The sequence below is a fragment of the Streptomyces varsoviensis genome (assembly GCF_000718635.1).
In the GTDB taxonomy this organism is placed as follows: Bacteria; Actinomycetota; Actinomycetes; order Streptomycetales; family Streptomycetaceae; genus Streptomyces; species Streptomyces varsoviensis.
Map to the genome: position 1 here is coordinate 148900 of NZ_JOBF01000014.1, position 12701 is coordinate 161600.

General features: G+C 74.9%; 9 protein-coding genes. 3 read left to right on the forward strand and 6 right to left on the reverse strand.

Annotated elements, in window-relative coordinates:
* Window positions 1-130 precede the first annotated feature (130 nt).
* From IF55_RS21245 to IF55_RS21265, 5 genes are all read right to left on the reverse strand, one after another.
* Complete coding sequence (locus IF55_RS21245; RefSeq protein WP_030885930.1) at window positions 131-1351, reverse strand: XdhC family protein; 1221 nt, start codon at window positions 1349-1351, stop codon at window positions 131-133.
* A 30-nt stretch (window positions 1352-1381) separates the two neighbouring features.
* Entirely contained in the window at window positions 1382-2839 is a 1458-nt protein-coding gene (locus IF55_RS21250; protein WP_030885927.1) for an NCS2 family permease, read from the reverse strand.
* A gap of 172 nt (window positions 2840-3011) precedes the next feature.
* Window positions 3012-5396: a xanthine dehydrogenase subunit D gene (pucD, locus tag IF55_RS21255; RefSeq protein WP_030885925.1), complete on the reverse strand. Its 2385-nt coding sequence runs from the start codon at window positions 5394-5396 to the stop codon at window positions 3012-3014.
* Between the two features lie 2 nt (window positions 5397-5398).
* Window positions 5399-6064, reverse strand: coding sequence for a (2Fe-2S)-binding protein (locus tag IF55_RS21260; protein ID WP_030885923.1), 666 nt, complete (start codon window positions 6062-6064; stop codon window positions 5399-5401).
* Complete coding sequence (locus IF55_RS21265) at window positions 6055-6954, reverse strand: FAD binding domain-containing protein (RefSeq protein WP_030885920.1); 900 nt, start codon at window positions 6952-6954, stop codon at window positions 6055-6057. Before IF55_RS21265 ends, IF55_RS21260 begins: the two co-directional genes overlap by 10 nt.
* A 299-nt stretch (window positions 6955-7253) precedes the next feature.
* Between IF55_RS21265 and IF55_RS21270 the strand changes: the two genes are divergently transcribed.
* From IF55_RS21270 to IF55_RS21280, 3 genes are all read left to right on the forward strand, one after another.
* Entirely contained in the window at window positions 7254-8966 is a 1713-nt protein-coding gene (locus IF55_RS21270; RefSeq protein WP_030885918.1) for a PucR family transcriptional regulator, read from the forward strand.
* A 148-nt stretch (window positions 8967-9114) separates the two neighbouring features.
* On the forward strand, window positions 9115-10596 hold the full coding sequence (locus IF55_RS21275) for an MFS transporter (RefSeq protein ID WP_030885915.1): 1482 nt from the start codon (window positions 9115-9117) through the stop codon (window positions 10594-10596).
* 116 nt (window positions 10597-10712) lie between these two features.
* Complete coding sequence (locus tag IF55_RS21280; RefSeq protein ID WP_048832264.1) at window positions 10713-11588, forward strand: hypothetical protein; 876 nt, start codon at window positions 10713-10715, stop codon at window positions 11586-11588.
* Window positions 11589-11631: 43 nt separating this feature from the next.
* Here IF55_RS21280 and IF55_RS21285 read toward each other — a convergent pair whose 3' ends face one another.
* Window positions 11632-12351 carry a hypothetical protein gene (locus IF55_RS21285; protein WP_157854440.1) on the reverse strand — a complete coding sequence of 240 codons (720 nt, stop codon included), beginning with the start codon at window positions 12349-12351 and terminating at the stop codon, window positions 11632-11634.
* Window positions 12352-12701: the final 350 nt, after the last annotated feature.

Consider the following 12701-nt stretch of genomic DNA (forward strand, 5'->3'; position numbering starts at 1 on the left):
GGGCTCACGGTGCTCGGTCCTTCCGGCGTCGCGTACGGCCGAACGGCACGGCACGGCTTCAGGTCAACGGCTGCTGCCCGAAGCGTACGAGCTTCGGAGCCCGGCCGGGGAACCGGCGGCGCGCGGGGGGTCAGGCGAGCGGGCCCCGGTGGCCGATGGGGCCGACGGGGCCGGTGGACGGCCGTACGTCGTGGTGGATCGGGGTGTGGGCGCCGGTGAGGGGGGCGCCGGTGCCGCCCCGGCGGGACGCGACGATCTCGCCGCCGATGGACAGGGCCGTCTCCTCGGGGGTGCGGGCGCCGAGGTCGAGGCCGATCGGGGAGTGCAGGCGGGCCAGCTCGGGCTCGGTGAGGCCGGCGGCGCGCAGCCGGGCGAGGCGGTCGAGGTGGGTGCGGCGGGAGCCCAGCGCGCCGACGTAGGCGACGGGCAGCCGCAGGGCCCGTTCCAGCAGGGGCACGTCGAACTTGGCGTCGTGGGTGAGGACACAGAGGACGGCGCGGCCGTCGAGCCGCTGGGTGTCGAGGTAGCGGTGCGGCCAGTCGACGACGATCTCGTCGGCGTCGGGGAAGCGCCGGCGGGTGGTGAAGACGGGACGGGCGTCGCAGACGGTGACGTGGTAGCCGAGCAGTTTGCCGACGGTGACGAGGGCGGCGGCGAAGTCTATGGCGCCGAAGACGATCATGCGGGGCGGCGGGGCGCTGGACTCCACGAGGAGGACGGCGCGCGGTCCGCACTGCTCCGGGGCCGCCGGGTGGGCGTCCGCCGCACCCAGCGGCGCCGCCACCGCCTCCGCGCCGACCGTCAGCGTGCCCGTACGCCCCGCGTCGAGCATCGCGCGGGCCTCGGCGGCGGCGGTCCGGTCGAGTTCGGGCGAGCCGCCGAGCGTCCCCTCGTACGGTCCGTCGGGCCGTACGAGCAGGGCGCGGCCCAGTGGCGCGGCCGTGCCCCCGACGACCCGGGCGAGCGCCGCCGGCTCGCCGGCCGCGGCGGCGGCCAGGGCGGCGGCGAGCGTTGGTACGTGCGCCGCTCCGGTGCCGCCGGCGCGTACCGGCGTGATGAGGATGTCGATGACGCCGCCGCAGGTCAGGCCCACCGCGAAGGCGTCCTCGTCGCTGAACCCGAAGCGTTCCAGGACGCTCTCGCCGCTCTCCAGCGCCTCGCGGCACAGTTCGTACACCGCGCCCTCCACGCAGCCGCCGGACACGCTGCCGATCGCGGTGCCCTCGGCGTCGACGGCGAGGGCGGCGCCGGGCTGGCGGGGCGCGCTGCCGTCCGTCCCGACGACGGTGGCGACGGCGAAGTCACGGCCCTGCTCACACCATTGGCGCAGGTCGGCGGCGATGTCCAGCATGGTGGTCGACTCCCTGTCTGCCCCGGTTCCTCATATGACGCCCAGCCAGCGCTCGATCGGTCCGAGCGCGAAGTAGACGAGGAAGATAACGCTCAGCCCCCACATGAACCCTCCCGGCTCGCGCCACTTCCCGCGGGCGGCCCGGATGGCGGTGTAGGCGATGACGCCCGCGCCGACGCCGGCGGTGATGCTGTACGTGAAGGGCATCAGGGCGACCGTCAGAAAGACGGGGACGGCGGCCGAACGGTCGCCCCAGTCCACGTGCTTCGCGGTGCCCATCATCATCGAGCCGATGACGACGAGCGCCGCCGCGGCCACCTGCGCGGGCACCAGGCGGGTGACGGGCGTGAAGAACAGGCAGGCGGCGAAGAACCCGCCGGTGACCACGGACGACAGGCCCGTACGGGCGCCCTCCCCGGCCCCGGTGGCGGACTCGATGAAGACGGTCTGGCCGGAGGCCCCGGCGACGCCGCCGATCGCGCCGCCCGCGCCGTCGATGAACAGCGCCCGGGACAGGCCGGGCAGCCGCCCCCGGGCGTCGGTGAGCCCGGCCTCCGTGCCGACGCCGATGATGGTGGCCATGGCGTCGAAGAACCCGGCGAGCACCAGGGTGAAGACGATCATGCCGACGCTGATGGCCCCGATCCGGTCCCAGCCGCCGAATTCGACGTGCCCCAGGAGGGCGAAGTCGGGCATGGAGACGGCGCCGCCGTGCAGCGCGGGGGTGGTGCCGCCCCAGTCCCGGTCGGTGAGGCCGCCGAGCCGGGTGACGGCGACGGACAGGAGGGTGCCGACGACGATGCCGATGAGGATGGCGCCGGGGACGGCGCGGGCCTGGAGCATGAAGATGAGCAGCAGGGTGACGGCGAAGAAGAGGACGGGCCAGCCGGTGAGTTCGCCGGTGGCGCCCAGTTGGACGGGGCCGCCCGTGCCCTTGCCGACGAACCCGGCCTTCACCAGGCCGATCAGCGCGACGAACATCCCGATGCCCATGGTGATCGCGTGTTTCAGCGGCAGCGGTATCGCGTTCATGATCTTCTCGCGGAGGCCGGTGACCACCAGGAGCATGATGACCGCGCCGTACATCACGCACATCCCCATCGCCTGCGGCCAGGTCAGCCGCGGCACGACCTGGGCGGTCAGGGCCGCCGAGACGTTGAGCCCGGCCGCGAGGGCGAGCGGCACCTTGCCGATGAAGCCCATCAGCAGCGTGGTGAGCGCCGCCGCGGCGGCCGTCGCGGTGATGACGGCGGTACGGCCGAGGGTGTGCCCCGCGGCGTCCGGGCCGCTCAGCAGCACCGGGTTGAGCAGCAGGATGTACGCCATCGCCATGAAGGTGGTGGTGCCGCCGCGCACCTCGCGCGCGAGGGTCGAGCCGCGGTCGGTGAGGTGGAAGTACCGGTCGAGCCGGGAGCGGCCGGCGGGCGGGCGCGAGCCGTCGCCCGGGCCCGCCGCCGCGGGTCGTGGCGGTGTCGACTGGTGGGTCATGTGCCGTCTCCAGGGTTCACGGGGGCGCCCGCGTGCGGCGCGCGCGGGGTTCGGGATGGTGCGGTCGCACGACCCGGGGGACGGCCCGAGACGGAGGGAACGGATGGAACGGATGGGCATGAGCGCGGGCGTACGGACGTAGCGGCGCCCGTACGCCCGTACGGAGCGGCGGTCAGGTGCCGGTGAGGTGTTCCGGCCGCACCGGCACGCGCGTGAGGGGGAGCCCCGTCGCCGCCCGGATCGCCGCCACGACGGCGGGGGTGGCGGACAGGGTGGGCGCCTCGCCGACGCCGCGGAGCCCGTACGGGGCGGCGGCGTCGGCGAGTTCGAGGATGTCGACGGGGATGGGCGGGGTGTCGAGGATGGTGGGGATGAGGTAGTCGGTAAAGGAGGGGTTGCGGACGCGGCCGTCGTCGCCGACGACGATCTCCTCCATCACCGCGAGGCCCAGGCCCTGGGTCGTGCCGCCCTGTATCTGGCCGACGACCGACAGCGGGTTGAGGGCCTTGCCGACGTCCTGGGCGCAGGCCAGCTCGACGACCTTGACCAGGCCGAGTTCGGTGTCGACCTCGACGACCGCGCGGTGCGCGGCGAAGGAGTACTGCACGTGACCGTCGCCCTGCCCGGTGCGCCGGTCGAAGGGCTGGGTGGGGCGGTGCCGCCAGACACGTTCGACGTCGACGGCGTCGCCGGCCAGCACGTCCACGAGGTCGGCCAGGACCTCGCCGCCGTCGGTGACCACCTTGCCGCCCTCCAGCCGGAGTTCGGCGGTGGCCCACGCCGGGTGGGAGGCGCCGAACCGGGCCCGCCCCCGCTCCAGGACCTCGGCCCGGACCGCCTCGCAGGCGTGCTTGACCGCGCCGCCGGTGACGTACGTCTGGCGGGAGGCGGAGGTGGAGCCCGCCGAGCCGACGCGGGTGTCGGCGGGGTGGATGGTGACCTGGGCGACGCCGAGTTCGGTACGGGCGATCTGGGCGTGCACGGTGACGCCGCCCTGGCCGACCTCGGCCGCCGCGGTGTGCACGACGGCGACGGGCTCGCCGCCGACCGCCTCCAGGCGGACGCGGGCCGTGGAGAAGTCGTCGAACCCCTCGGAGAAGCCGACGTTCTTTATCCCCACCGCGTAGCCGACGCCCCGCACGACGCCCTCGCCGTGGGTGGTGTTGGACAGGCCGCCGGGCAGGGCCCGCACGTCGGCGCCCTCGGTCGTCTCCCACTGCTTCTCCGGCGGCAGCGGCAGCGCCTTGACGCGGCGCAGCAGTTCGGCGACCGGGGCGGGCGCGTCGACGGCCTGCCCGGTGGGCATCAGGGTGCCCTGGGACATGGCGTTCCGCCGCCGCAGCTCCACCGGGTCCATGGCCAGCTCCGCGGCGAGCCGGTCCATCTGGGCCTCGTACGCGAAGCACGCCTGCACCGCGCCGAAGCCGCGCATCGCGCCGCACGGCGGGTTGTTGGTGTAGAGCGCCAGCGCCTCGATGTCGACGTGGTCGACGGCGTACGGGCCGACGGAGAGCGAGGAGGCGTTGCCGACGACGGCCGGGGAGGCGGAGGCGTACGCGCCGCCGTCCAGCACGATCCGGCACGTCATGTGGGTGAGCTTGCCGTCCCGCGTCGCCCCGTGCTCGTACCGGAGCCTGGCGGGGTGGCGGTGCACATGGCCGAAGAACGACTCGAACCGGTTGTAGACCATCTTCACGGGGCGGCCGGTGCGCAGCGCGAGGAGGCTCGCGTGGATCTGCATCGACAGGTCCTCGCGGCCCCCGAACGCGCCGCCGACGCCGGACAGCGTCATCCGCACCTGGGACTCGGGCAGGCCGAGTACGGGCGCGATCTGCCGGAGGTCCGAGTGCAGCCACTGCGTGGCGATGTAGAGGTCGACGCCGCCGTCCTCGGCGGGCACGGCGAGGCCCGACTCCGGGCCGAGGAACGCCTGGTCCTGCATGCCCACCTCGTACTCGCCCGTCACGATCACCTCCGCGCGGGCCCGCGCCGCCGCGACGTCGCCCCGCACGATGGGCTGGCGGTGCACGATGTTGGGGTGCGGCACATGGGCGGCGTGCCGGTCGGTGCGGTCCGGGTGCAGCAGCGGCGCGTCGGCCGCGGTGGCGCTCGCCTCGTCCGTGACGAGGGGCAGCGGGGCGTAGTCGACCTTGATCTTCGCGGCGGCCCGGCGGGCGGTCTCGGGGTGGTCGGCGGCGACGATCGCCACCGGCTCGCCGTGGTGGCGGACCCGGCCGTCGGCGAGTACGGGCGTGTCCCTGATCTCCAGGCCGTAGTGCTTGGCGGCGGCCGGCAGATCCGCGTAGGTGAGGACGGCGTACACGCCCGGCTGCGCCAGCGCCTCGGCCGTGTCGAGGGAGCGGATCTCGGCGTGCGCGTGCGGGCTGCGCAGGGTGCAGCCCCACAGCATGTCCTCGTGCCACAGGTCCGAGGCGAACGCGAACTCCCCGGTGGTCTTCAGCGTGCCGTCGGGGCGCAGGGTCGACGCGCCGACGCCGCCCTGGGCGGCCGTGCCGAGGCCCTGCGTCAGGCCGGTGGGGGTATGGGGCGCTCCCATGGTCAGCGCCCCCTCTCGGCCGTCGGGGCTTCGGCGCGGGCGGCCGCGAGCCGCACCGCGTCGAGGATCTTCTCGTAGCCCGTGCAGCGGCAGAGGTTGCCGGAGAGCGCCTCCCGGATGTCGGCGTCCGACGGCTCGGGGTTGTGCTCCAGCAGTTCGTCGGCGGCCACGAGCAGACCGGGCGTGCAGAAGCCGCACTGCACGGCCCCGGCGTCGATGAACGCCTGCTGCACGGGGGCGAGTCGGGCGGCCTCGGCGGGGTTCTCGGGCCGGGGCCGCCAGCGCAGGGCGGCGTCGAGGGGGGTGCCCGCGCCCGTACTCGCCCCGCCTTCGCCCGTACGGTCCGGGGAGCCCTCGCCCGTACGGTCCGGGGAGCCCTCGCCCGTACTCGCACCGCCTCCGCGTTCGGCCGCGCGCTGTTCGGCGAGGTCGGCGAGGCCCTCGACGGTGACGACGGCGCGGCCCTCGGCCTGGCCGGCGGCGACCAGGCAGGCGCAGACCGGGATGCCGTCGAGGCGGACCGTACAGGAGCCGCATTCGCCCTGTTCGCAGGCGTTCTTCGAGCCCGGCAGGCCCAGCCGTTCGCGGAGCACGTACAGCAGGCTCTCGCCCTCCCAGACGTCGTCGGCCCGCTGCGGCCGGCCGTTGACGGTGAAGTTCACGCGCACGAGGCGCCTCCCTCGGTGGAGCGGCCGGGGCCGCGGAACTCGTCCCAGGTCCAGGCGAGCGTGCGGCGCGCCATGACGCCGACCGCGTGCCGCCGGTACGCGGCGCTGCCGCGCACATCGTCGATGGGCGCGCAGGCCCCGGAGCACAGCTCGGCGAACTGCCCCGCGAGCGACGGGGGCAGGGCGCGCCCCGATTCCCAGAACCCGCCCTCCGCGAGCGCCGCGTTCAGGAAGTCCTCCGCCGCGTGGGCGCGTACGGGCGTGGGCGCGGCCGATCCGATGCCGGTCCGCACGGTGCGGGTGGCGGGGTGGAGGGCGAGGCCGAAGGCGCAGAGGGCGATGACCATGGCGTTGCGGGTGCCGACCTTGGAGAACTGCTGGGGCCCGTCCGCCCTGCGGATACGGACGGCCCGGATCAGCTCGTCCGGGGCGAGCGCGTTGCGTTTGACGCCCGTATAGAACTCGTCGACCGGGATGAGGCGAGTGCCGCGCACCGACGCGGCCTCGATCTCGGCGCCCGCGGCGAGCAGCGCGGGATGGCAGTCGCCCGCCGGGGAGGCGGCCCCGAGGTTGCCGCCGACGGTGCCGCGGTGGCGGATCTGCGGGGAGCCCACGGTGTGCGCGGCCAGCGCGAGGCCGGGCAGCTCCGGGCGGAGCCGCTCCATGATCCGGGTGTAGGGGACGGCGGCGCCGAGGCGTACGTACTCCTCGCCGGTCTCCCACTCGGTGAGCTCGTCGACGCGGCCGAGGTCGAGCAGGTGCTCGGGCCGCCGCTGGTCGAAGTTGATCTCGACCATCACGTCGGTGCCGCCCGCGATGGGCACGGCCGCGGGGTGCTCGGCCTTGGCGGCGAGCGCGTCCGCCCAGCCGGTGGGGCGCAGGAAGTCCATGGGTGGGATCTCTTCTCGATCGACGAGTTCGAGGGGCTGGGTCTGTACGTGCGTCTGGAGGTGCGTCGGGCGCTGGGGCTGGAGCTGAGTCTCGCGCTGGGTCTGGCCATGGGCCTGGAGCCGGCTCGTGCGCCAAGTACACAGAGGAGGCGGCCTCCGAATGCAGTCACCGAAACCATGAAGCGGTTCGCTGGTCGCGGGCCCGGTCTTGTAGATTCGAACGAGAGACAGGGCCCACCGGGCCGGGCGACCTCACCGCATTCCACCGGTGACGACACGACAGATCGGCGGAGACGACGATGCGGCTGCGCGCACTGCTGGAGACCGAGGCCCTGGGCCTGCGGCTGCTCGGTGGCGAAGACGAACTGGAGCGCACCGTCCGCGGCGTGATGACCACCGATCTGCGGGACCCGAGCCGGTATCTGTCCGGCGGCGAGCTGGTGCTGACCGGCCTCGCCTGGCGGCGCGAGCCGGAGGACTCCGAGCGGTTCGTCCGTATTCTCGCGGCGGCCGGCGTCGCCGGGCTCGCGGCGGGCGAGGCGGAGTGGGGAGCCGCGCCGGAGGATCTGGTGCTGGCCTGCGCCCGCCACCGGCTGCCGCTCTTCGCGGTCGTGGAGTCCGTGTCGTTCGCGTCGATCACCGAGCATGTGGTGCGGCAGGTCTCCGGCGAGCGCGCCGGCGACTTGGCGGCCGTCGTCGACCGGCACCGCCGGCTGATGACCGCGGGCCCCGCCGGCGGCGGGCCGGACGCCGTGCTCGACCTGCTCGGCTCGGACCTGGACCTGCGGGCCTGGGTGCTCTCCCCCACCGGCCGCCGGATCGCGGGGGCCGCCCCGGCCGGGGCCGGGCCGGAGCTGTCCGCCGAGATCCGTGCCGCGCTCGCGGGCGAGCAGTTGGCCGCCTCCCGTACGGGCCGCCCCGGCCCGTACCGCTGCACGGCCGGTGGCGGTACGTACTCCCTCTTCCCGGTCCGCGGCGGCGGGCGCGAGCCGCGCGAGACGGCGCTCTCGGACTGGGTGCTGGCCGTCGAGGCGGACGCCGGCGACTGGCCGGCGGAACGGCTCGACCTGCTGCACGGCGTCACGCAGTTGATCGCGGTGGAACGGGACCGGCGGGACGCGGCGCGTACGGTGCGGCGGCGGCTGGCGCAGGAGGTCCTGGAACTGGTGCAGAGCGGCGCGGCGCCCGCCGAGATCGCGGCCCGGCTGCGGGTCGCGGCCCCCGTGCTGCTGCCGGGGCTGGGCACGGCCCCGCACTGGCAGGTCGTGGTGGCGCGCGTCGAGGGGCCGGACGGAGGCATGTCGGGCGGCGGTGGAGCAGGCGGTACCGCGACCGGGCGCGCGCGGGCCGGCGGTGTCGCGGCGCAGTCGCTGCTGGAGGAGGTGCTGGTCGACCCCGCCGCCACGGGCCCCGAGCACTCCGACCGGATCGCGGTCGCGTACACGGGCGACGAGGCCGTGGCGCTCGTACCGCTGCCCGCGCTCCCCGACGACGACGCGGAGGACGCGCCCGCCCCCGGCCTGCACGCGGACACGCTGCTGGCGGCGGTGCGCGAGCCGCTGTCGCGCGGGCTGGCGGACGACGGGCGGCTCACGCTGGGCGTCAGCGCGCCCGTGCACTCCGCGGAGGGGCTGCGCGGCGCGCTGGAGGAGGCGCGGCACGCCCGCCGCGTCGCCGCCGCCCGGGCCGGCGCGGTCTGTGCCGCGGGCCATCAGGAGTTGGCCTCCCATGTACTGCTCCTTCCCTTCGTGCCGGACGACGTGCGCCGCGCCTTCACGGCGCGGCTGCTGGACCCGCTGCGCGACTACGACCGGCGTCACCGCGCCGAGCTGATCCCGACGCTGGAGGCGTTCCTCGACTGCGACGGCTCCTGGACGCGCTGCGCGACCCGGCTGCATCTGCATGTGAACACTCTTCGGTACCGGGTCGGGCGGATCGAGCAGTTGACAGGCCGCGATCTGTCCCGGCTGGAGGACAAGCTGGACTTCTTCCTGGCCCTGCGGATGAGCTGACACGCGCCCCCACGCACACGGCCCCTGGCGAACGTTCGCCAGGGGCCGTTTCGCGTGCGCGCACCCGCCGCCGAGGGGCGGCTTTCTGCGGTGATCTAGTATTTGCATACAGTATGCAAGAGCGTCCCACCTCTCGTACGGAGCCCGCATGGCGAAGTTCCCCGCGGCCTTCCGGCTCCGGCCGGACGCGCCCGCCGCGACCACCACGACCCCAGCGCCCGCCGCGACCTCCACCGCGACCGCGACCGCCGGAGCGCCCTCCCGGGCGAGCTGGGCGATGGCCCTGCTCTACCTGGGCCACCTGGTCTCCATCGACTACGTGGCCTCGGCGCTGCCGGTCCTGGTGCGGGCGGGCGGCGGCTCGCTGCACCAGGTCGCCCTCTTCGGGTACGTGACGGTGCTGTGGTCCACCCGCTTCGTCATCGCCCCCGTGCTGGACCGCCTCGCGGACTGGCGGTTCTCCTACCGCCTCCAGCTCCTCGCCTTCCGGCTGCTGGTGCTGGTCGCGCTGAGCCTCCTGCTCCTCACCCGCTCCTGGCCCGCGCTGGCCGCCTGCGGCGTGGCCGTCGGGCTCTTCAGCGGCTGGGAACGCGCCGCCGGGGACGCCCTGGTCATGCGGGTGGCCCCGGCCCGGCACCGCAGCCGGCTCTCCGCCGCCGAGTCCATGGGCATCCTGCTGGGCACCGCGATAGGCGGCGGCGTCGCCCTCACCCTCGGCTACCGGACGGCGGTGCTGCTGGTCCTGGCCATCGGGGTGGTGACGGCCGTACCGGTGCTGCTGCTGCGGGAACGGGCGGGGGCGGCGGGCGAGGAGACCGGCGCTCGGGACCGTACGGCCGTGAACGGGTCGAGCGCTCGGGATCGTACGGCCGCGGGCTCCGGCACTCCGGACCGTACGGCCGTGAACGGGTCGAGCGCTCGGGATCGTACGGCCGCAGGCTCCGGTGCTCCGGACCGTACGGCCGCGGGGGCGGGCGCCCGGCTCGTCGGGCTGCTGGCCGTCGCCGGGCTGACCCTGAACTGGCTGGGCGTCGGCCTGGCGCACAAGCTGACCTCGGTGCTCATGGTGGACCAGCACCTCTCCCCCAAGACCATCGGCGCCTTCATGGGCACGGCCGGCCTGGCCATGTCCATCGTGGGCGCGCTGCTGTGGATTCCGGTGCGCCGGCTCCCCCGCCCCCGGCTGGTGCTGGCCGTGGTCTGCGGCGAGGCGCTCTCCTGCGCTCTGCTGATCGCAGCGGCCGCGCTGCACGCGGCGCCGCTCACCCTGTTCTCGGTGCTGGTCTCGCGCGTCTCGTACGCGACCTTCTCCGCGCTCTCCACGCTGCTGGCCTTCACCCTGACGCGCCAGGACCGGCCGGCCACCCAGGTGGCGTGCTTCACGGCGATCCCGTTCCTGGTCTCGCACCTGGCGATCGCGCAGTTGGTGCCGCTGGCCGGTCCGAAGGCGCTGGGGTACCCGGCGGTGTTCGCGGGCGCCACGGTGCTCACGCTGCTCAGCGCGGTCTTCCTCGCCGAGGCGGTGCGCAGGCACCACCGGGGCGTCGGCGCCGGTTCCGGTGTCGGTCCCGACGGCGGCGGGGGCGGGCTGCGCGCCGGGGCCGCCGCCGTGCCCGCCGCGGCGAGTTGAGCCGCGCGACCGTACGTACATACCTACGGGGCTGCTCGGCCCGCGCGCAGCGCCCCCGTCACCCGCCGGCCCCTCCCGGCATGCGGAGTTCCGGAAGACCGTAGACGCTGGCTGCCATGGTGGGACTTGCCGTGGGGTACGCCCGCGCCCCGAAGATCTGTTGCTGTGCTGTGGCCGCCGGGGTCGCCCTGGGGCCGGCGCCGCCCGCCGCGAGCGCGGATGTGCGGGGCCGGACCACCGAGATCCCCTGCGTCCAGGGCCGGTCCCGGCTGCTGAACGCCGCGATCGTCGCCGGCAACGAGCACCCCGGAACGCCGTGGAAGATCGTCCTCCAGTCGGGCTGCGCCTACACGGTCGCCCGCCCGTACGGGAAGGTGAACGCGCTGACCGCGGTCGCCGGCGACATCCGGATCAGTTCGCGCGGCCCGTCGGCCGCGGTGATCGCCCGTAGCCCGGGGCCGGGCACACCGCGTTTCCGGGTCCTCGAAGTGGAGACGGGCGGCCGGCTCGCCCTCGACCGCGTCACCGTGCGCGGCGGGTCCTTCGGCAGCGGCGGGGGGCTCTTCAACAACTACGGCACCCTTGCCCTCCGCCACAGCACCGTCGAGTCCAACCACGCCCGGGACTTCGGCGGCGGCATCGCCACCAACGGCGAGCGCGCCAGGACCACGCTCACGGACACGACCGTCCGGCACAACACCGCGGACTTCGGCGGCGGCGGGCTCTTCGACAACGCCGGCACCACGACGCTCACCAGGAGCAAGGTCCTCGGGAACCGGGCGATCGGCGGGGTGGGCGGCGGAATCCTCAACAACGGCGCGCTCAGCGTCCTCCGCCTCGACGGCTCGGCCGTCACGGGGAATCAGGCGGCCGAGACCGCCGGCGGAATCCTCAACGGGGGCCGCGTCACCGCCGTACGGTCCACGGTCACGGGCAATCGGCCGAACGACTGCACCGGCTCGCCGGTCCCGGTCCCCGGCTGTACGTCCTGACCGGGGCCGCCAGGAGGGGCCGTGCCGTCGTACGGCCGTACGCTCACCGCTCCCACCACGGCGGATGGACGACGCGGGTCTCGGCGACGGAGCAGGCGGTGCCGTTGACGACCTCGTGGTGGGCGAGGGACCAGCCGACGACGCCGCTGCCCTTGCGGGCCAGTTCGATCAGCCGGTCCGGCGCGCCGCCGTGGCCGGTGTCGACGGCGCAGTCGACGAGGGGCGCCCAGGAGGTGCCGTCCAGGGCGGAGGCGAAGGCGGCGACGGGCAGGACGAGGGCGGCCAGGAGCAGCGCCGCCCCCTGCTCGGCGCCGGCGAACCGCTCCCCCCAGGTGCGCGACGCCCTGGCCGGGTGGCGTCGGCGCCCACCGGGGCCGCGGCGGCCCGTCCGGTACTCGATGGTGATCCCCTGCCGCAGCAGACATGCCGTCAGCCCCGTGGCCGTTCCCCACCACGGGCCGAACAGGACGGCCATGACGATGCCGACCGCCAGCGGATTGACCGAGGCGAGGGCCAGCGCGCGCAGGGTGGCGGCCCACGAGCGGGCGCGCGGGACGGCTCCCTTCGCGGCGAAGTAGGCGAAGACCATGCGGGAGACGAGGACGGAGAGGACGGCGGTGAACAGCGGGCTGGACAGCAGCATGCCGATGAGCACGTCGGGCCAGTTCCCCGGCTCCAGCCCGGTCAGCACCTCCGTGGCCGCTTCCCCGCCGCCCACGGTGTAGGCGATCTTCACGGCGGGCAGCGCGAGGACCGCCGCCATGAGCACCGTATGCCCGGGCCCGCCCCGCGCATCACGCTCCCGTTCCCGTTCCCGTACGGGCGCGGAAGCCGAGCCGTCCGACACGGACGCGCTATCCGCCACCCTCAGCGCCCGCCCACGCCGACGCGAGCCCCGCCCGATGACGAGACATCAGCGGCCCGGCACAAGCAACACAACAAAGAGCCCATGCCCCATAGTGCGAACGCCCCCCACCCCCACGCCACCGCGGTTCCCCCGTACGAACCCCCTCTCCCCGGCCCGGCCCACGGCGGACGGCGCCCCGTCACCGTGACCTCCCCGGTCCGCCGCCTACCGCACAGATCGGAGTGGGTGTCAAGAGTGTGGGGGCT

Coding starts and splice junctions, on each gene's coding strand:
- IF55_RS21250 (WP_030885927.1), bottom strand. CDS start 2,839: ATGACCCACCAGTCGACACCGCCACGACCCGCGGCGGCGGGCCCGGGC.
- IF55_RS21245 (WP_030885930.1), bottom strand. CDS start 1,351: ATGCTGGACATCGCCGCCGACCTGCGCCAATGGTGTGAGCAGGGCCGT.
- IF55_RS21265 (WP_030885920.1), bottom strand. CDS start 6,954: ATGGACTTCCTGCGCCCCACCGGCTGGGCGGACGCGCTCGCCGCCAAG.
- IF55_RS21285 (WP_157854440.1), bottom strand. CDS start 12,351: ATGGCGGCGGTCCTCGCGCTGCCCGCCGTGAAGATCGCCTACACCGTG.
- IF55_RS21270 (WP_030885918.1), top strand. CDS start 7,254: ATGCGGCTGCGCGCACTGCTGGAGACCGAGGCCCTGGGCCTGCGGCTG.
- pucD (WP_030885925.1), bottom strand. CDS start 5,396: ATGGGAGCGCCCCATACCCCCACCGGCCTGACGCAGGGCCTCGGCACG.
- IF55_RS21275 (WP_030885915.1), top strand. CDS start 9,115: ATGGCGAAGTTCCCCGCGGCCTTCCGGCTCCGGCCGGACGCGCCCGCC.
- IF55_RS21280 (WP_048832264.1), top strand. CDS start 10,713: ATGGTGGGACTTGCCGTGGGGTACGCCCGCGCCCCGAAGATCTGTTGC.